This is a genomic window from Paenibacillus arenilitoris, assembly GCF_014705655.1.
Taxonomy (GTDB): domain Bacteria; phylum Bacillota; class Bacilli; order Paenibacillales; family Paenibacillaceae; genus Pristimantibacillus; species Pristimantibacillus arenilitoris.
In genome coordinates this window covers 124496-144789 of the sequence record NZ_JACXIY010000014.1, presented here as the reverse complement: position 1 = coordinate 144789, position 20294 = coordinate 124496, and the positions used below count along the sequence as shown (strand labels likewise).

The window sequence follows — 20294 nt, the reverse complement described above, 5'->3', positions numbered from 1 at the left end:
GAAGCCGGCTCCTGCCGGCGCGCCGCCCGCGACGCGTCCCCCGTCCAGGTGGGCCGTCAAGCTGCAAGAAATCAAGGCGAACAAACACTCTTACGTGCTGCTCGCTCCCTACATGCTCCTGTTCGGCTTGTTCACCGTGCTGCCGGTGGCCATGTCGCTCTTGATCAGCTTCACCTATTTCAACATGCTCGAATTTCCGAGATTCATCGGGTGGCAAAATTATTCGCGGCTGTTTCTCGAGGACGATATCTTCCTGATCGCGATCAAAAACACGCTGCTGTTCGCCGCCATTACGGGGCCGCTCAGCTATATCGCGTGTTTCGTGTTCGCCTGGATCATCAACGACATGCGGCCGAAGGTCCGCGCGTTCATGACGCTGGTCTTCTACGCGCCGTCGATATCGGGCAACGTTTATTTCATCTGGCAGATGATCTTCTCGGGCGACCGGTACGGCATCGCCAACGGCTTTCTCATCCGGTGGGGTTTCATCCTGGAGCCGGTCCAGTGGCTGAAGACGGAAATCTACATTCTGGCCATCATCATCCTCGTCCAGCTGTGGCTCAGTCTCGGCACCGGATTCCTGGCATTCATCGCCGGCTTGCAGACGGTCGACAAGACGCTGTACGAAGCGGGCGCGGTCGACGGCATCAAGAACAGGTGGCAGGAGCTGTGGTACATCACGCTGCCGTCGATGAAGCCGCAATTAATGTTCGGTGCGGTCATCCAGCTCACGACCTCGTTCGCGGTGGCGGACGTCTCGATCTACCTGGCGGGCTTCCCGAGCGTCAACTACGCGGCGGAGACGATCGTGACGCATCTCATGGACTTCGGCACGATCCGGTTCGAGATGGGCTTCGCGTCGGCGATCGCGACGGTCCTGTTCGCGCTCATGGTCGGGACGAACCTGATCGTGCAGCGACTTCTCCGAAAGGTGGGGGAATAAACGATGGTGAATCTGGCGCTGCGCCTGCGCAAAAAAAGAATGAACCGCTCGTTCATGGGCAACCTCGCCATGTTTCTGTTCTTGGGCGTCGTCGGCGCGTTTATGGCCCTGCCGCTCGTCTACGCGATTAACGCGGCGTTCAAGCCGCTCGACGAAATTTTCTTGTTCCCGCCGACATTGTTCGTCCGCAACCCCACCTTGACCAACTTCGTCGACCTCATGACGCTGCTGGGCCAATCGTGGGTGCCGTTCTCGAGGTATATTTTCAACACGGTCTTCATCACCGGCATGGGCGTCGTCGGCCATGTGCTGCTCGCTTCCGCGGCGGCTTATCCGCTGGCCAAACATCAATTTCCGGGCAAAACGCTGCTGTTCACGACGGTCGTCCTGGCGCTCATGTTCGCTCCGCAGGTCACGGCGATTCCGAACTACATGATCATGTCCTGGATCGGCTTCGTCGATTCGTATTGGGCCGTCATCGTGCCGGCGTTCGCCTTCCCGCTCGGCCTGTATCTTATGAAGCAGTTCATGGAGCAGATTCCCGACGCGCTCATCGAAGCGGCGAAGATCGACGGGGCGTCCGAATACCGTATCTTCTGGCAGGTCATCATGCCTAATGTGAAGCCGGCCTGGATGACGCTGATCATCCTGCTGTTCCAGCTGCTGTGGGGGACGGACGGCAACGGTTTTATTTACAGCGAGGAGCTTAAGACGCTGCACTTCGCCACCAACCAGATCATTCAGGGCGGCATCGCGCGCGCCGGCGTCGGAGCCGCGGTCGCGCTGATCCTGATGAGCGTGCCGATTACGCTGTTCGTATTCTCGCAGAGCCGGATCATCGAGACGATGGCCACGTCCGGCATGAAGGAATAGGAGGCGAGCTTGTGCAGATGAGAACATGGCTGATTGGACTGACGGCAGCGATCCTCGCCTTCACGGCGATGCCTTGGACGGCGTCGGCCGACGCGCCGTACGAAGCGTACACGTACAACTATTACCGCGATTCGGTTCCGATTCCCGCCCCTTATTTGCCCGAGCGGGCCGTGACTGGCGAGGAGCTCGGCGTCGGAGCGTTCAAGGGGCCGAACGATCTTTACGCGACGGAGGACGGACGCGTCTATATTCTTGACAGCGGCAATGGACGCATCGTCCGCACCGACAAGGAATGGAACGCCCTTGGCGTCATCGACGGCTTCGATCTGGACGGCAAGCGGGAAACGTTCGGGAATCCCGGAGGGTTATTCGTCACAGGTGCCGGAGACCTCTATGTGGCGGACACGGATCGGGGCCGGATCGTCGTTCTGGCGGAGGACGGGGAGCTGAAGCGCGTGATCGGCAAGCCGGAATCCGACATCCTGCCCGCCGACTTTCAATTCAATCCCACGAAGGTGACCGTCGACCGGGCGGGCCGGGTGTTCGTCGTCGCCCGCGGCGTCTTCGAGGGGCTGATGCAATTTGACGAGAACGGGCAGTTCATCGGCTACGCCGGCACGATCGGCGTCACCCAGACGTTCTCCGACCGGCTGTGGAGAAGCCTGGCGACCGACGCGCAGCGGCAGCGGATGCAGCTGTTCATCCCGACGGAATTTTCCAGCGTCGATATCGACCATAAGGGCTTCGTCTACGCGACGAGCGTCGATCTGAATTCGGAGACGCCCATCCGCCGGCTGAACCCGTCAGGCCAGGACGTGCTCAAGCGGTTCGGCTACTATCCGGTACGGGGCGACGTGCGCTTCCGCATATTCGGCAACAACGCCGGACCGTCTCGGCTGACCGACATCAAGGTGCTCGGAGGCGGCATGTATACGGCGCTGGACACGTACCGCGGACGGCTGTTCACGTACAATGACGAAGGCGAGCTGCTGCACGCGTTCGGCGGCAAAGGCACGCAGCTGGGCGTGTTCAACACGCCGGTTGCCGTCGAGCAGGTGGACGGCAAGCTGGCCGTGCTCGATCGGGGCAAGAACAATATCGTCGTGTTCGAGCCGACCTTGTTCGGCAGCACGGTGCGGCGCGCGACCGAGCTTCGCTACGAGGGCAACGACGCCGAAGCCGTCGGTCTCTGGGAAGAGGTGCTGCGGCTGAACTCCAACTACGATCTGGCGTATCTCGGCATCGGCAAATCGCTGCTGATGGAGAAGAAAAACAAGGAAGCGATGGCTTACTTCAAGCTTGGCATGCAGCGCGATTATTATTCCATCGCCTACAAGCGGTACCGCCGGGAAGTCATGCAGGAGCACTTCGGCACGTTGATGTCCGGAGCCGCGCTCGCGCTGTTCGCGCTTGCCGCGTTCCTTCTGGCAAGGCGTTGGAGGAAGAAAGGAGGGGCGAAGCGTGAAGCCGGAGCATTATAAATTTCCGTTCCACGTCATTCTGCATCCGTTCGACGGATTCTGGGACATGAAATACGAGAACAAGGGCAGAACGCGCATCGCGGCGCTCATCGTGGCGCTGCTCGTGCTAAGCGTCATCCTTCAGCGTCAATTCGCGGGTTTTCTCGTCAACTACAACGATCCGCGTTACTTGAACAGCCTGGACGATCTGCAATATACGGTGCTTCCGTTCCTGTTGTTCTGCATCGCGAACTGGTCGGTCACGACCTTGATGGAAGGCGAAGGAAAGTTCAAGGAGATCGTCATGGCGACAGGCTACGCCTTGCTGCCGATGGCACTCGTCAATTTGCCCCTGACGCTCGTCAGCCGGTTCATGACGAACGACGAGACGGCTTTTTATTACCTGGCGAACAGCATCGCCGCCATCTGGTTCTTCTATCTGCTGTTCGTCGGCATCATGACCGTGCATCAATATACGCCGTTCAAGACGGTCGTCACCCTTCTGCTGACGGTCATCGCGATGGGCATCGTCGTGTTCGTGGGGACGCTGATTTTCAGCATCGCCATGCAGATGTATTATTTCGTGTACGACGTGTACCGCGAGCTAATATTCCGGGTATAAAAGGAGGCAGTCCGCTTGAAAACATCCATCAAATGGTATTTGGCGCTGGCCTGCCTCTTGATCGCCGGGAGCGTCGCGGCGTGGATTTACGCCCGGAGCAGCGGCGCCCCCGCCATTCGGCCGGCCGCTTACGTTCCGCAGACCGAGGCGACGGCGGCTTCCGAGCTTGTCCTGAAGGACGACGGCCGAGTCCCGGGCATGAAGCTGGCGTCCGAAACGGAGGAGCTGGCTCTCTTCTATAGAGAAGAGACAAGTGAATTCGCCGTGCTCGACAAGCGCAGCGGCCAGCTGTGGCGGAGCAATCCGGAGGAGCGGGCCGAGGACGCCAAGGCTTCCCCGTACGAGAAGGAGATGCTGTCTTCGTTGCTTGCGATCTCGTTCCTCGACGAAACGGGCAGGCTGGAGACGTATTCGAGCTTCGGCCAGAGCGTCAGCCGCGGCCAATTCAAGGCCGAAGCGATTCAGGACGGCTTGCGGGTGACGTACACGCTCGGCGACATGTCGCTCGGCATCGACGCCTTGCCCAAGCTGATCAGCAAGCAGCGAATGGAAGAAAAGATTTACAGCAAGGCGGATGAAGCGCAGGCGCGTTACGTCAGCACGCGGTATTTGCCGCAGAAGGCGAATCCGGACGTGCTGGAGCGGCTGGACACCGCCGTGGCGAGGGAGCTGGTGCTGAAGCGGATGCTCGAGATTTTCCAGGCGGCGGGTTATACCGAAGAGGATCTCGCCTTCGACAACCAGGAGAACGGCATCGCCGGCGGAGGCGGAGCGGACCGGCCGAGCTTCACCATTCCGCTGGACATCCGGCTGCAAGGGGAGTCGCTCGTCGTATCGGTTCCTGCGGCCGAAATCGCGGAAAGCGAGGGATACCGGATTCGGATGCTGAATTTGTTATCGTTTTTCGGGGCGGCCGGCACAGGCGAAGAAGGGTATATGCTCGTTCCCGACGGTTCGGGCAGCCTTATTCGCCTGAATAACGGGAAAACCAGCCAGGAGGTGTACGCTCAGCGCGTATACGGCGAGGACGAGAACGACAACAGCGGACGACGCGGACAAGTGGCCGAGAGCGCCCGATTGCCGGTATTCGGATTGAAGTCTGATCAAGCGGCATGGTATGCGGTCGTGGAGAATGGCGATGGGATCGCGACAGTCAATGCCGACATTAGCGGCCGCAATAATTCTTACAATAACGTGTTCGCCGGATTCGCGCTGCGCGGCGAGGATGAGCTGGAGCTCTACAAGGGGAACCGGGTTGAGGAAATCCAGCTGCTTACAGAAGAGCGTTTCGAAGGCGATATCCAAGTTCGTTACAGCTTCTTGTCCGGCGAGCAGGCCGATTATGCCGGCATGGCCGCCCATTATCGCGGCATACTGGAGGAGCGGGGCGTGCTGAAGCCGCTGCAAGAAGAAGAGTCGATTCCGTTCTTCGTCAGCATGCTCGGCGCGGTCGACAAGCGCAAGTCGTTCCTCGGCGTTCCGTATCAAGGCCTGATCTCGATGACGACGTTCGGCGAAGCCGGCGAGATTGCCAAGCGGCTGGCCGCGGAAGGCATCACCAACGTCGGGATGCGGTACGTCGGCTGGTTCAACGAAGGCGTCAATCACGAAGCGCCGGATCGGGTGCATGCCGACGGCGTGCTGGGAGGCGCTTCCGGGCTGCGCGGGCTTGCGTCCACGCTGGAGCGGCTGGGAGGCAAGCTGTATCCCGACGTCGCGTTCCAGCATGTGTTCCGCGAGGACGGCCGATTCTCGCCGTCCGCCGACGCCGCGCGCTTCGTCACTCGCGAGGAAGCGGAACGGACGCCGTACAACCGCGCGTTCAACACGATGGATTACGAGCTCGGCACCTACTTCCTGCTGTCGCCGGCCAAACTGCCTTATTACGCGAACCGGTTCCTGGACAGCTACGCCAAGCTGGACGTGGAAGCGGGAGGACTGTCGCTCCGCGATCTGGGCGACAAGCTGCATGCGGATTACCGTACGGGGCGGGTCGTCTTCCGCGACACGGCGAAGCGGATCGTGCAGGAGCAGCTGGCGCGCATCAAGGAGGCGCAGGACGATCTGCTGATCGCGGGCGGCAACGCGTACGCGCTGGCTTACGCCGACCGGTTCATCAACGTCCCGACGGACGACAGCGGGTTTAACTTGACCGACGAGACGGTGCCGTTCTATCAGATGGTGCTGCACGGCTACGCGGATTACGCGGGCATGCCGATCAATCTGAGCAACGATCAGGATGCGGCCGGGCATACGCTCCGCGCGATCGAGCTGGGCATGGCGCCGCATTTTCTATGGTCGCATGAGTCCTCGTCCAAGCTGAAGTTCACAACGTTCGACGCCATGTTCTCGACGCAATACACGTCCTGGTACGACCAGGCCGTCGAGCTGTACGCACGGGCGAACGAGGCTCTGGCTGGCGTTCGGACCGCCAGGATGGTTCGGCAGATTCGCCACTCCGAAGACGTATCGGAGACGATATACGATAACGGCATATCCATCTATGTCAACTATGCCGACGAAGCGGCGACGGTGAACGGCGTAACGATTCAAGGCCGCGACTTTGCGATAGGAGGCGGAGGGCAATGAACCTGAGGAAATTGACGTTGATGCAAAGAAGATCGCTCGTTGGCGTAACTTTTATCCTGCCCTGGTTCATCGGGTTCGTTTTCCTGTTCGCGACGCCGCTGCTCCAATCGGTGCAATTCAGCTTCAACAAGCTGGTCGTGGCTCCCGGCGGCTATGCGCTGGAGTATATCGGGCTGCAGAACTTCCATGAAGCGTTGTTCGTCGACGCGAATTTCAACCGGATTTTGACCGAATCGGTGTCGGAGATGGCGCTTAACGTGCCGATGATTCTGTTCTTCAGCCTGTTCTCCGCGGCGCTGCTCAACCAGAAGTTCCGGGGGAGAGCCGCCGCGCGCGCCATCTTCTTCTTGCCGGTCATCTTGGCGTCGGGCGCCATCGCCGCGGCGGAGACGGCGGGTCTTATCAGCATGACGGGCAGCTCGGAGGTCGCGCAGGAACTCGGCGAGGCGCAGAGCGGCTTTGATACCATGTCGCTGATGTTCATGCTGGACAGCGCCGGTCTGCCGGAGTGGTTCATCAATTACATCATCGACGGCACCAGCCGCATTTACGAAATCATCCGCAGCTCCGGCGTGCAAATCTTGATTTTTCTTGCCGCGCTGCAGTCGGTGCCTCCCGCGATGTATGAGGTGGCCAAGATGGAAGGCGCCACGGGCTACGAATCGTTCTGGAAAATCACGTTCCCGATGGTCAGTCCCCTTATCCTGACGAACATTATTTATACGATCATCGACTCGTTCGCGAGCAGTCCGGTTACGCAGACGATCTATGATACGGCATTCCGCTCACAGAACTTCGGGCTTAGCGCGGCGATGTCCTGGATGTACACGATCGTGGTCGGCTTGATCCTGGTCTTCATCGGATTCATGGTGTCCAGGCGAGTCTTCTATTACAACTAACGACCTCGGGAGGAGGGAAGCGAATGGACATGCCGCAAAGCATGAAGCAGAACGAGATGTTCCTGTATCGGTTCAACAAAGCGCGAAACCGCGCGACGGACTGGGCCTGGAAGCTGCTTGTCTACGTGCTGGTGACCGGAATATCGTTCGTCATCTTGTATCCGCTGATCCGGCGCATTTCGATGGCGGTCAAAGCTCCCGTCGACATTTACAACCCTACGATTTATATGGTGCCTGTCCACTTTACGCTGGACAATATCAAGCAGGCGTTGGATATCTTGAACTATTGGCCGATGCTGGGCAATACGATCGTGTTCGTGACGGTGATGACGGTGCTGCAGGCAGCATCTTGCGCGCTTGCCGGATACGGCTTCGCGAGATTCGTATTTCCGGGCAGCAACATCCTGTTCATGCTTGTCGTGCTGACTATCATGGTACCGATGAATACGCTGATGGTGCCGATGTACCTGCACTTCCGCAGCTTCGACGTCCTTGGTGCGGTCGGACTGTTCAGCGGCAAAGACGGGATCAACCTGCTTAATACGTATTGGCCGTCGATCATTACTTCCGCTTTGGCGAACGGGCTCAAATCGGGATTGTACATCTATATCTTCCGTCAGTTCTTCAAAGGACTGCCGAAGGAGATCGAAGAAGCGGCGCTGATCGACGGCGCCGGCGCGTACGGCACCTTCCTGCGAATCATGATGCCGAACGCGGTGCCCGCGCTTATGACGGTTATGCTGTTCGCCTTCGTCTGGCAGTATAACGATACGTTCTACGCTTCCCTGTTCATGAGCGACAGCGCGCTGATGTCGATCAAGGTCGCGTCGCTGCCGGCGGACACGAATCAGTATTTGCCCGGCTTGCTCGGCCTCGCCACGGGCGCGGAGACCAGGGCCGATCCGAACCATGTCGCCATGATCGTGGATACGGGCATTCTGCTCGCGATCGCCCCTCTCGTTCTTATGTATTTATTCGTCCAGCGGTACTTTGTGGAAAGCGTAGAGCGTACGGGCGTCGTAGGCTAATGAATGGGAGGATTCGAAGATGACATCAAGATCTTTTTTTAAAGGAATGACCTTCGGCTGGGGCGCCAAACGCGGCGAGTACAGGCAGCCTTACGCGGTAGATTCCTTGCGGAAGCTGCGTGAGACGGGCAGCGAATGGATCGCTTTATCCTTCTGGACTTATCAGGACCGCGTCTATTCGACCAGCATTACGTTTGATTACGGCTACACGATGACGGATCGCGACATCGCCTTTGCGGTCAAGGAAGCCAAGGCGCAGGGGCTTAAAGTATGCCTCAAGCCGGTCGTCAATTCGCGGGACGGCATCTGGCGTGCGCATATCGGCTTCCCGGACGATGCCAAAGGAGCGACGTACTGGGATGAATGGTTCGAGTCGTACACCAACTTCGTCTGCCACTATGCCGAGCTTGCGGAAGAGCTGGGCTGCGAGATGTTCTGCATCGGCTGCGAAATGGTGCGGACCGAAGCGAAGTCCCGCTATTGGCGGGCGCTGATCGAGAAGGTGCGGGGCATCTACAGCGGTCCGATCATCTATAACGGCAATCATGGCAAAGAGGAAGGAATCGACTGGTTCGACGCCGTCGACTTCATCGGCATGAGCGCCTATTATCCCGTTGCCAAGCAGCCGGGAGACAGTCTGGCGTCCATGCTGGAAGGTTGGGCGGCGCAGAAGCCCAAGCTCGCCGCCTTGTCCCGGAAGTTCGGCAAGCCCGTCGTCTTCATGGAGATCGGCTGCCGCAGCGCGCTTGGCTGCGCCACGATGCCGTGGGACTTCGAGCATGACGAGCTCCCGTTCCACGAGGAGGAACAGGCGAACTTCTATCAATCCGCGCTGCAATCGTTCTGGGATGAGCCGTGGTTCGCGGGATTTTTCTGGTGGGATTGGAGCACGAAGCTGTACGAGCTGGAGGAAGCGCCAGCCAACCGCGGATTCGACATCTATGGCAAAAAAGCCGGGGATGTGCTCAAGGCGTATTACGCGGGAAAGAAGCGGGTGGGCGTGTAGCGGAACGATGCAGATCCGAGTTGTAAAGTCAGTTAAGCGGCCTTGGTCCAGATCTCAATTGGACTTAGGCCGTTTAGTTTTGCGTTTGTTTATTTCGCCTGTCGTCCGATTATCCTACACCATCGCTTTCCAACAAGGAATAAAAATGATCGCGGTCTTCGTTATCGAATTTGCCAAGCGTCCGTACCCTGACGAATTCATGTCCGCCATACATGTCTATTTCCTCGCCATATCCGTTGTAAAGCGCGAGCCTATTGCCATCCCGATCCAACTCCATGTACCCGTAGCATTGCGCTTCAGGCGCTTCCTCGTAAAGAAGCACAAATCTGATTTTGTCCACTCTGTGTTTATCATGAAATCGGATGAATTGGAAAAAGCGATATTCCCGGAAATTCATTCCTATTTCGAAAGCAAAAGGGGGGATCCCACGATATGTTGCTCATTCCCGCATTATCTCTTGACGAGAGGGGATTCGGGGATTATGATAGCGTGCCGGTCAACTCTACAACGCGCGGCCGAAGCGAAGCCGTAAAATTTGTGGAGTAAATTGTCATAAATGTGTAGTTAACCGTTATTTGAGTTGCTCTATAATGGGGGAACACCGAAAGGAAGCGCTTACAGCATTTGGTGAATCGAAAGTTGGAAAGGGGGCTTCAATCAACCGAATCGGTCCTAGCCGATTTTATTCATGTCCATTTGGTAAAACGCTTACATAGGCGACTGTAAACAAAACGGGGAGGTTTGAGATTTGAAAAAGCGGAAAAACGCATGGATCAGCAGCAAGACTGCACTATCCATATTTTTAAGCTTTCTTATGGCGTTCGCGATGATGCCGCAAGCGATGAATGCGGAGGCTGCCGGGGATGAAGCGGAAGCGCCTGCATTCAGCGTGGCTCCAGGCCTATATGAAGAGCCGCAGACCGTTGCTTTAAGCACGACTACACCGGAAGCGGTCATTCGTTATACGGTGGATGGAAGCGAGCCGAATGCAAGCTCTCCCGTCTATTCGGAACCGATCTGGATCGATTCGGCAACGCAAATTCGGGCCTATGCCGAATCGGAAGGCGGGATGCCGTCCGAGCGGGTCGAAGGGCTGTACGTCATCGCGGACATCGAATCCGAATGGAGTTATGATTTCAGCTCATACGATTCGGCGGACTGGCAGTTTCAGGACGACCCGACGGCATGGTCGGTCGCAGGCGGACAGTTTGTAGCCAAGCAAGCGAATGGCTTCAAGGCGATGATCGCGGATTTGGCCGATGCTTCCCCGCGGCATTTCGTAATGGAAGCCGACATAAATCCGTACAGCAGCCTGCAAAATACCGGATTTGTTTTTCGGGTGACGGATCCCGGCGCCGGCGCGGATACGATGAGCGGCTATTTTGTCGGCTTTGCCGCGAACGGTACGCTTGCGGCTGCCAAGTTGACGCGCGACGGAAGCTCGGGCAAATTCGCGCTTATTCATCGATTGGAGGGGGCGAACGCGGCCGAGGTTACGCCGAATGCCTTGAACCGATTAAAGGTGGTCGGACTTGGCGCCTCTTATTATATTTATTTGAACGGAAAGTTTCAGTTTACATTCACCGACACGGATCATGCGATCGGCACCTTCGGTTTAAGAGCCTGGCATACAGCCGGAGACGCAGCTTTCGATAACGTCAAGGTCACCGCGTTATCCAGCGATCGGATCGGGCAGCCGGAGCCGGATTTGTCCTCGTTCGCCCTCGATTCGTTTGATTCTCCTTCACTTGGCGGGGATTGGTCGATTTTTCAAGAGGACGCCGGCAAATGGAGCCTTAGCCAACATCCGGGCTATTTGACTCTCCAGACGACGGCAACCGATCTTTATCAGGCGAATAATACGCTCAATAACGTGTTTTTGCGCGAAGCGCCGGAGAACTTCGAAATCGTAACGAGTCTGCACGCTCCGATCTTAAGGAACCATCAGCAGGCAGGCTTGATCGTGATGCAGGATGCCGACAACTTCTACAGACTGGGTCAGGTATGGAACCAGAATAAATTCATCGAGACGGGCTACGAGAAGGCCGCCGCGTACACCCGGGGCAATATGGCCGATCATCCGGGTGGCTTGCAGGTCAAGCTGAAGATCAGGAAGTTCGGCAATCAATATACGAGCTACTACTGGTCGGACGGAGGCTGGGTGCAAGCGGCCGAAACGGCGACGCTTGATTTGCAAAATATTAAAATCGGCGTATATGGCAACAACAACGTCGCGCCCGACTATCCGATTAACGTGAGGGTCGACTATTTCGGCATCAAAACAATTGACGGGCCTTCGAACGAAGAAGAGCCCGAGACACCGGAGGTGCAGCAAGAGGTGATTAGCGTACCGAATACCGGAATGGATGCTTGGTACAAGATGGACGAGCCTGCGGGCAGCTTCTTCGCGCTGGACTCCTCGGGCAACTATCGCCACTCGTTTATTACGTACGGCACCTGGCTTCCCGAAGGAGGCGTGAGAGGCGGCGCCCTTTCCTTGAACGGGACAAGCGACCGAATCGCATTGAACGGGCCGTCCGGCACCTTCATGAGAAACGAATTCGAGCAGCAATCGACTTCCTTGTGGTTCAAAGCGAATAAGACGATCGCGAGGCAGGTGTTGTTCGAGCGCGGAGGCAACGTAGCCGGGCTGGCGATCCAGCTTAACAACAACAAGCTGGAAGCGGCCGTCGTGAACGCGTCCAATCGGCATGTGCTGTCCGTCGACTTTACCGATACTTCGTCTTGGCATCATGTGCTGGTGTCGTTCGATAAAGGGGATTTCAAGCTGTATCTGGATGGCGAACTCGCGGCGCAGAAGGCTACGGGCTTCGCGCTTGTCGCTTCCGCGCTGAACGTTGGCGGCATCGGCTGGAGAGCGGAAGTGGACGCGTTCGGAGGAACGGCCTCCGGCGCTCATTTCGAAGGGCTGATTGACGACGTCCGCCTCTTCCCTTCCGTCGTCGTGCCGAAGATCGGCGAAGTATCCGCCGAGAGCATCGCATTCGACGAAACCGAATTATCGTTGAATCTGGGCGAGAAGGCTCCGCTGACCGCTTCCCTGCTTCCGATCGATGCGACGAATTCGGACCTGATCTGGGAATCCAGCGATCCGTCCGTTGTCCGCATCGATACGACGGAAGCGCTTATCGCCAATCTCGCGGCGGATTCGACCGGAACGGCGACGATCAGCGCGTCGACCGTCGATGGGGGCTACAAGGCGTCCGTGGACGTTACCGTCACCGATCCGGGCTTGCAGAGCGTCAAGCTGAATCCGGTTCGCATCACGCTGCCCGTTGGCGTCGACTACGTGTTTGCGCCGGCATTTGAGCCTTCGAACGCGAAGCCTTACGGTCTGAAATGGTCGTCCGATCATCCGGAAGTAGCTTCGATCGACGCGAACGGCAAGCTCACGACGCTTGCGCCGGGCCATGCGACAATCAAGCTGAAGTCGGAGGAAGGGGACGTTCTCGGCACTTCCGCCGTTACCGTCGAGGAGGCAACGGATAGCGAGCCTGTCTATTTAATGTCGTATTTCCGCTCGGATATTGCGCAAACGGGCAAAAAAGACGAATATTTGCATTTGGCTTACAGCAGAGACGGCCTCAAATGGTACGAATTGAACGACAATCTGCCGGTCGTCGATTTCAACAATCCGCTCAGGGATCCGTTCATCGCGCAGGGCGAGGATGGCATATGGCGATTGATGTTCACGGCCGCGACCGTTAACGGCCCGAACAGCAAGGGCATATTCAGCATGCTCGGCTATGCGGAATCCCGGGATCTGATCAATTGGACCAACTACAGGATGCTGGATGTCATGAAGGCGTACAAAGACCGCGGCGAGGTCGTCTTCAATTCCTGGGCGCCCGAGTGGTCCTATGATCCCGTGAACGGGGAGTACGTCATTTATTGGTCTTCCACCGTCGGCACTTATTCATCGGGAGACAACAAGCATTATTACGCGACGACAAAAGATTGGAAAACGTTTAGCGACGCCAAGCCATTTTTTGCCCCGGAGCACAAAACGATCGATGCGACGCTGCACGCCTTGGATGCGGATGAGCGGATCGACGGATTGACGGTGAGAGAAAAGCTGGGCATTCCGGACAATCAAGAAATTCCCGGCAATACGGTATGGATGATGTTTTATAAGGATGAAACCCATGAAAATCAGGGTGGAATGAGAAACAGGCAAACCTGGTCCGCCGAAGGAGTCGCGAGTCCGGAAACGTATCGGGATGCGGGCCGCGTCAGCGAATACGTGACGCCGTTAAAAACGGAAGGCGCATCCATCTTCAAAGTCGGCGATCAATGGCATATGATGTACGATTATTGGTGGGCGGGCAAGTTCGGACTGAAGACGACGCCGGATATTACGGACCCGTCGGCCTGGTCCGAAGAAAACATGGATCTACGCATTCCGTTCCGGGCCAGACATTCCGGCATGTCCATAATGGGCACGCGGGAAATGTGGAATTTGATCAATCACTTCTCGCAAGAGTCGTTGTATTCGTTCCTGGGCGGAGCGGAAGATGCGTCCGGGCGCGGCAACGACGGAGAGGCGATCGGCAGCCCGTCCTTCGCCGATCCGGATTCGGGCGACGCCGGTTACGCCGATTTCGACGGCAGCGGCGATGCGATCAAGCTGGAGCATCTGGACGACTCGTTCTACAATCGAACCGTCTCCATGTGGGTCAAAGCAAATGAAACCGAGGATTCGCAGATGCTTTACCACGAAGGGAATCGGGACGGAGGGCTCGCGCTCAAAATCGAGGGAGATCAACTGATCGCGGGCGTATCCAAAGAACAAACGCTGAAGACGGTAAGCACCGGCTTCGACGCGGATGCTTGGCGGTTTGTGACGGTCGTCTATGAAGAAGGGATCTTGAAGCTGTACGTGGACGGCGTGAAGCAAGAAGAGCTTCAGACCGGCTTCCAGCCGAAGCAATCTTCTCTTAATCAGGACGGGGCGAACCCGGCATCCAGAAATCCCGAGCTCTACGACATCGAGAGAGGAAGCCTGACCGCGACGATTGCCGCTGGCGCGGAGCTGGACGTCTTCGGGGACGATTCCAGCGCATCCTATTACGGAGGCCGGATCGGCCAGACGGGCTTATACACCTTGCCGTTATTCGATCAAGATATCGAGGAGCTGTACGACCGCGAGAAGCTTGCTTACAATAGCACGGCGAACTCGGACTCGGCGACGTTCGACAAGTACAAGCAAGCGGCCGGTTATGCAGACGTAACGACGAAACTGAAGGAGAACGGCAATACGCTGATCGGTGTGACACGGAATGGGACGGGCATCGGCGAGCGGAACTATAGCTACGATAGAGCCGGCCATGCGTTGACGATCAAGAAAGCGTACTTGGCTAAGCTAGGTATCGGGGAGCATGTGTTCACGATCGATATGAGCGAAGGAGTCGACCCGACGCTGACCGTTACGATCGGCGATTCGACGCCGAAGACGCCGCCGAACAATGGGGGCGGATCGCCTTCGGGGCCGCCTGCAGGCACGGAAGCCGGCGTTCTTGTGAACGGCGTAACGGAGAACATAGGGAAGGCAACGACCGAGGAAGTGAATGGGCAGCGAGTGACCACCATCAAGGTGGATGAAGAGAAGCTGCAGCGACTGCTTGAAGCCGAAGGCGAACAGGCCGTCATAACCATTCCGTCCGCTGCGGGCAGTCAGGCGGTAATTGGCGAACTAAGCGGGCGAATTGTCCAAAACATGGGCGTCCTGAAAGCCGTCTTGGAGCTTCGTACGGAGAGGGCGGCCTATACGCTGCCGGCGGAGCGCTTGAATATCGAGGCCATTGCCGAGCGGATCGGAATCGATAACGGCTTGGAGAATATCAAGATCAGGCTTGAAATTTCCGAGCTGTTAACGGAAGAGGTCTCCGTCGTCGAGGATGCGGCCGATCGGGAAGGAGCGACGCTGGTCGTGCCGCCGCTCCATTTCAAGATAAGCGCAGTCAACGGCGATCGTACGGAAGAAGTGTCGAGCTTTGGCGCCTACGTCAAGCGCACGATTGCGCTTCCGGAAGGCATCGATCCGGAGCGGATGACGACCGGGGCAGCGGTGGAAGCGGACGGCACGCTGCGGCACGTGCCTACGAAGATCGTCACGATCGACGGCAAGTACTATGCGCAAATCAACAGTTTGACGAACAGCATTTACTCCGTTGTTTCGCATCCGTTTACGTTCGAGGATGTAGAGAGCCATTGGGCGAAGAACGCTGTCAACAACATGGGAGCGCGGATGATCGTAAGCGGAACGGGAGAGAGCAGGTTCAGCCCGGATCGCGACATCACTCGAGCCGAATTTGCGGCCATTGCGGTTCGCGGCTTAGGCCTTAGGCCGGAGAGCGGGATGAGCGTCTTCACGGATGTCAAGCCTGCCGATTGGTTCGGCGGCGCGGTTCAGACTGCTTACGAATACGGGATCATCGCCGGTTACGAAGATGGAAGCTTCCGCCCGCACGACAAAATTACCCGCGAACAGGCGATGCTGATGGTATCGAAAGCGATGGCGATTACGGGATTGCCGGGCGTACAAGCGGGCGAAAGCGCGAATCGCGTTCTTGAGGCATTTTCCGATGTCGGCCATATTTCGAATTGGGCGTTGTCCGGCGTTGGCGACAGCGTTAGCGCAGGAATCGTTTCCGGCAGAAGCGATGACGAATTAGCTCCCAAAGCTTTTATGACAAGGGCGGAAGTGGCGACGATTATGCAGCGGCTGCTGCAAAAATCCGGTTTGATTAACGAGTAACGTAGTGCAAGGAGAACATTTAAATGTAACCGGCGACAAAGCTGTCGCCGGTCATTGATTAGCGCATGCCTAATCAACTTTTTGAGAGCCGAAAAGGCTCTTATTTTTTATTTCTCGGTAATTGTCCATGTGACTTGTAAACAAGAAAGCGTCAGAGCGCAATTAATCGTGCATTGCGATTATGATAAGCGCTGGATGGAGGACGGCGCCGTCGCCGTCAATGACGACGTGTTCGGAGGCCCCGAGTTTTGGGGAGGAGATGCCGGCGGAATGGCGAAAGTTACGGAGAACGGATTTTGGCGGTGGAAAAGCTTCGGTCTGATTCCTTTCCGAAATCGAGCCGGATCGCCAATCCGCATATTCGTTGAGGGCGCCTCGTTATTCCGCGTTTAACGGATACTGCCCATTCTCGAAAGAAGAAAGGAGATTGTCATGAGCTTATTGGAAGAGACGAAGAAGCAATTCGCCGATCCTTCGCCGGCGTACCGCCCGCAGCCGTTCTGGTTCTTGAATCACGATTACAAGCGGGAGGAGCTGGAATGGCAGCTGGAGGAAATGAGGAAGCAAGGCGTCGGCGGCGTCGTGCTGCATTCCCGGCACGGCAAGAGCGCCGAGTACATGTCCCGCGAATACTTGGACATGCTGGCTTTCTGCGTTGACGCATGCAAGAAAAGGGATATGGTCGTCTGGCTTTACGATGAGGATAACTGGCCGAGCGGCACGTTCGGCGGGAAGCTGACGAGACGGCATCCGGAATATCGGATGCGTTACTTGCGCCTGGAGGAGCGACGGCTCGCAGGCGGCGCGGAGACGGCCCGGCTGGACTTCGGGCAAAATGCAAGATTGGAGCTTAACCATTTCCAACATGTAACAATTGATAAATATGTTATTACTCGCGTGGATAAAGAGCGGCTCCTGCGGCGCGGCGGTGACAGAACAATTGGATTCGATTCGAGAGTAGGCATTATTGGATGTGGCTCAATTGGAAGTCAAATTGCAAGCGCTCTTAGTGAAGTTGGAATGCACAAATTGCTTCTAATTGATAATGACAAACTGACATTTGAAAACATCGCACGGCATATTTGTGGTGCTTCTGATGTAGGTAAAAATAAGGTCGAAGCAGTGAGCGAACAAATAGCTTCTCGTTTCCCGCATAGCCAGAATACTGTATATCATGGCGATGTATTAACATTACTGCGAGATTACGAATCTTTACTAAATAATTGTGACTTTACTGTCGTCGCCGTTGGAAATATGAATGCTGAATTTCGATTAAATAATCTACAGCGTCAGGGAATCATCGATAAACCAATATTATATGTATGGGTGGAACCTTATTTGGCCGGTGCACACGCTGTGTTTGTGGATCCTGCTAATACCGGATGCTTACAATGTCTATTCAACGAAGACCATACATTTAAGCAGACTGTGTTAGATAATCCGGGGCAATATGCGATTCGTGAGTCAGGTTGCCAAAGTGCATACGTTCCCTATAGCATTTTGGAAGTAAAACGGTTTATAAATGATCTTATGTTTTTAGTTCAAGACATTCTTGCTGGGTCAGTTAAGGAAAACGTTTTATTTACTTGGTTCGGTAACTTGACGATGCATCGAGCAAGTGGTCGGCAGATCTCTCCTCAATGGGAACATGAAGGTGATTATGGTATAAAAAGAGATCCAATTAGCAGTTTTACTGGATGCGAGGTCTGCATAGCCCAATGAAATATCAATTAAATCATAGAGAGCTGATTCTTGCACAAGAGGTCATCGAAACATTTGATTGTTACCGGCAGCGTTTCGATCATCAGCATGAGTCTGGTGGCATTCTATTTGGTAGGGTTTACGCTGATAAGGTTATTATCGAGAGCGTTAGCGTTCCTTCTGGCGAAGATAAGTCGGGGCGATATTATTTTTATCGCAATGTAAAAAAAGCGCAGAAGCTCGTCAATGAGAAATGGGATGAATCTAGCGGTGAAGTTATATACCTCGGAGAGTGGCATACACATCCAGAATTGATACCAAAGCCATCGTTAACAGATCGAAGGTTGCTTGCAAATATGATGCGAGATACGAAAATGGACATTGATTTTTTGCTAATGGTCATTGTTGGAATTAATAATTTTTTTGTTGCTTCTCTGGACCGAGACGGGAATTTCATACAGATTATTCAAACGAATAAATAGTTGTTTTAAAAAAGGCAACTCCCATAATAGGGGGTTGCCTAGTCGATGCTGTGAGCGATGAATAGGTTTAAGTACCTTGCCCTTTCGATTACGCATATGTATTCTGGAGAACAACTTGAGCATAAGAAAACCGCCTTGGTGATAAGGCGGTTCATTAAGCTCCAAAAGGTGTTTTCGTTAAAATGTTTCGGTACCCCATAAAAACCGCATAAGAGGCGATCGCTTAACCGGTTAAATTCCGATTAGTTATCGCCTCTTAAGAAATTCTTATATACAATTTAATTGACAATACAATGACCAGTTACCTACTGAGATTTCTTTTTTCTCTGTTCTTCCTTAATTTCTTTAGATCTGGCCATAGCGATCTCTCTAATCTCTTTCTTTTGTGCTTCTGTTAAAGTATGAATTAGAGAAGTATCAATTTGAACTCCCGATGAAGATGTAATAAAGGACGTTGGTAAAGTTCCATTATCAAATCTTCTGATTCCATGGTCAATCCAGTGTTGGTCGTTAGGGTCATCAAAATAAGATGCATACCATTTTATATGAGCTGTACCAGAATAAATTTGAACAGCACCTGCGGCAGTTAACAAAAGGTTTTTGGAAAATCCTGCATATCTGCCCACAAAACCATAGTGTATATTACCTAAGTCTTCACCTGTTACATTATATCCTGCGTACTTATAAGGAGTATCCACGCCTAATGTTAGTTTATAATCCCATACTCCACCAGACTTTACTTTAGAAGCGAACTCCAAACCAGTTCCAAATGGATAAGTTTCCTGTTCAATATCGGTTAATGCATAATAAGCCATCCATGCGCCGTTATCCCTCATTGTCTGAGAGAAGCTTGAGGTCACATCTTATGGGGTAGCAGAAAAAGCACTTGCACTTAAACCAACTGTTAAGATTAAAGATAAAATAGATAGGATAAGAACTCTTTTCTTCATACTTTCCTCCTGAATTCAATTAATATAGTTATAAACCACTTACCTCCATTCTCAACGACTTATCCTAATTATCCTTATATTTCTATTTCTGTAAATAGGTATAAATATTTATATTAGTTTCTATTTTGATTAAGGCATTTGGACTTGGTTTTATGTGCGAATTACAAGATTCTGAATGAGGCTAAAACCTTTGCGTAGTGCGGGTGTAACCTCATCATCACTATTTTGCATAGTATCCAAAAAAGTATAGGCAATATTTCCCACGAGGCGGGGACTTGATTGATTGTTGTCACTAGATGTTAACTCGAAAGCCTTTTCGCAGTTAGCTGTAGGTTTATGCCAGTAGACTACCAAAAAAGAGTACCCATATCTCAATTATTATGAGCAAAACGCACCCAAGAAGAGATAAGATTGATCTTAATATTGATTTCCAGTTGTTCATGCTTCCCAATCCAACGAAGCTCGCAAGAAATACAATTATCGCAAGGATCATGACAATTGAATGAATATGTAAAGAAGTCGTGGCCGTCAAGAAAAATAATCCCCAACAAACAAACGTTAATATAAAGGACCAAAGGTTGATTCTTTGCTTTATAGAATTCATAAAATTACCTCCTTATTTTTGTTCATCTTCAGATGTTCATTAATGGATAGACTCATGAAATGGAAAAAAGGTTGCTATTAGGGACATCAGTTGCATCCCTCCTTTTTGGATCCCAGTGAGTCATCCTGCATCACCGAATGATGCAAACTTATCATTTCCCTCCTTCTCCTATTCGTTCCATTTATTATACCATCTCCATTAAGAGGAATGGAAAAACAAAGCATCGCTCGCGTGATGATCGTCCGGGCATTGAATCACTCGAGCCCAGGTTTCCGAAATTGCGGAGGTGCGCCGCTGCGCCAGCTACAGCAGATTGAGAGCCGGGTCCGGAAGCGCACGATCGACGCGCCTCCGGCGGA

General features: G+C 54.4%; 13 protein-coding genes. 11 read left to right on the top strand and 2 right to left on the bottom strand.

The window, feature by feature from the left end; translation table 11 throughout:
* The first annotated feature begins 61 nt into the window (after window positions 1-61).
* From IDH41_RS12005 to IDH41_RS11970, 8 genes are read left to right on the top strand one after another with little or no spacing between them, the layout of a single operon-like run.
* Window positions 62-943 (top strand): carbohydrate ABC transporter permease, encoded by an 882-nt coding sequence (locus IDH41_RS12005; protein ID WP_223829686.1) that lies wholly within the window; start codon window positions 62-64, stop codon window positions 941-943.
* 3 nt (window positions 944-946) lie between these two features.
* A complete protein-coding gene (locus IDH41_RS12000) occupies window positions 947-1816 on the top strand; it encodes a carbohydrate ABC transporter permease (RefSeq protein WP_190861285.1) in 870 nt (289 codons plus the stop codon).
* A gap of 17 nt (window positions 1817-1833) precedes the next feature.
* Window positions 1834-3297 carry an NHL repeat-containing protein gene (locus IDH41_RS11995; RefSeq protein ID WP_190861541.1) on the top strand — a complete coding sequence of 488 codons (1464 nt, stop codon included), beginning with the start codon at window positions 1834-1836 and terminating at the stop codon, window positions 3295-3297.
* Window positions 3278-3898 carry a Yip1 family protein gene (locus IDH41_RS11990; protein WP_190861283.1) on the top strand — a complete coding sequence of 207 codons (621 nt, stop codon included), beginning with the start codon at window positions 3278-3280 and terminating at the stop codon, window positions 3896-3898. Before IDH41_RS11995 ends, IDH41_RS11990 begins: the two co-directional genes overlap by 20 nt.
* 15 nt (window positions 3899-3913) lie before the next feature.
* Window positions 3914-6487, top strand: a complete 2574-nt coding sequence (locus IDH41_RS11985) for a DUF5696 domain-containing protein (protein ID WP_190861282.1) — start codon at window positions 3914-3916, stop codon at window positions 6485-6487.
* A complete protein-coding gene (locus IDH41_RS11980; RefSeq protein ID WP_190861280.1) occupies window positions 6484-7386 on the top strand; it encodes a carbohydrate ABC transporter permease in 903 nt (300 codons plus the stop codon). Before IDH41_RS11985 ends, IDH41_RS11980 begins: the two co-directional genes overlap by 4 nt.
* Window positions 7387-7409: 23 nt before the next feature.
* Window positions 7410-8414 carry a carbohydrate ABC transporter permease gene (locus tag IDH41_RS11975; RefSeq protein ID WP_397327827.1) on the top strand — a complete coding sequence of 335 codons (1005 nt, stop codon included), beginning with the start codon at window positions 7410-7412 and terminating at the stop codon, window positions 8412-8414.
* 19 nt (window positions 8415-8433) lie between these two features.
* Window positions 8434-9420 carry a glycoside hydrolase family 113 gene (locus IDH41_RS11970; RefSeq protein WP_223829666.1) on the top strand — a complete coding sequence of 329 codons (987 nt, stop codon included), beginning with the start codon at window positions 8434-8436 and terminating at the stop codon, window positions 9418-9420.
* 109 nt (window positions 9421-9529) lie between these two features.
* Here the strand turns inward: IDH41_RS11970 and IDH41_RS31330 are convergent, their stop codons facing one another.
* Entirely contained in the window at window positions 9530-9817 is a 288-nt protein-coding gene (locus IDH41_RS31330; protein WP_223829665.1) for a hypothetical protein, read from the bottom strand.
* A 351-nt stretch (window positions 9818-10168) separates the two neighbouring features.
* Between IDH41_RS31330 and IDH41_RS11965 the strand changes: the two genes are divergently transcribed.
* The 3 genes from IDH41_RS11965 to IDH41_RS11955 all read left to right on the top strand — a co-directional run bounded on the left by IDH41_RS11965 (window position 10169) and on the right by IDH41_RS11955 (window position 18381).
* Entirely contained in the window at window positions 10169-16198 is a 6030-nt protein-coding gene (locus tag IDH41_RS11965; RefSeq protein WP_190861278.1) for an S-layer homology domain-containing protein, read from the top strand.
* A gap of 432 nt (window positions 16199-16630) precedes the next feature.
* Window positions 16631-17920, top strand: a complete 1290-nt coding sequence (locus IDH41_RS11960; RefSeq protein WP_190861276.1) for a ThiF family adenylyltransferase — start codon at window positions 16631-16633, stop codon at window positions 17918-17920.
* Entirely contained in the window at window positions 17917-18381 is a 465-nt protein-coding gene (locus IDH41_RS11955; RefSeq protein WP_190861274.1) for a Mov34/MPN/PAD-1 family protein, read from the top strand. The genes IDH41_RS11960 and IDH41_RS11955 overlap by 4 nt, the downstream gene beginning before the upstream one ends.
* A 305-nt stretch (window positions 18382-18686) precedes the next feature.
* Here the strand turns inward: IDH41_RS11955 and IDH41_RS11950 are convergent, their stop codons facing one another.
* Window positions 18687-19196: a polymorphic toxin type 44 domain-containing protein gene (locus tag IDH41_RS11950; protein WP_190861272.1), complete on the bottom strand. Its 510-nt coding sequence runs from the start codon at window positions 19194-19196 to the stop codon at window positions 18687-18689.
* Window positions 19197-20294: the final 1098 nt, after the last annotated feature.

Excerpts from the sequence above, each read along its gene's own strand:
- IDH41_RS12000 (WP_190861285.1), top strand. The coding sequence starts at position 947 with ATGGTGAATCTGGCGCTGCGCCTGCGCAAAAAAAGAATGAACCGCTCG.
- IDH41_RS11995 (WP_190861541.1), top strand. The coding sequence starts at position 1,834 with ATGAGAACATGGCTGATTGGACTGACGGCAGCGATCCTCGCCTTCACG.
- IDH41_RS11980 (WP_190861280.1), top strand. The coding sequence starts at position 6,484 with ATGAACCTGAGGAAATTGACGTTGATGCAAAGAAGATCGCTCGTTGGC.
- IDH41_RS11975 (WP_397327827.1), top strand. The coding sequence starts at position 7,410 with ATGGACATGCCGCAAAGCATGAAGCAGAACGAGATGTTCCTGTATCGG.
- IDH41_RS11970 (WP_223829666.1), top strand. The coding sequence starts at position 8,434 with ATGACATCAAGATCTTTTTTTAAAGGAATGACCTTCGGCTGGGGCGCC.
- IDH41_RS31330 (WP_223829665.1), bottom strand. The coding sequence starts at position 9,817 with ATGAATTTCCGGGAATATCGCTTTTTCCAATTCATCCGATTTCATGAT.
- IDH41_RS11960 (WP_190861276.1), top strand. The coding sequence starts at position 16,631 with ATGAGCTTATTGGAAGAGACGAAGAAGCAATTCGCCGATCCTTCGCCG.
- IDH41_RS11955 (WP_190861274.1), top strand. The coding sequence starts at position 17,917 with ATGAAATATCAATTAAATCATAGAGAGCTGATTCTTGCACAAGAGGTC.
- IDH41_RS11950 (WP_190861272.1), bottom strand. The coding sequence starts at position 19,196 with ATGGCTTATTATGCATTAACCGATATTGAACAGGAAACTTATCCATTT.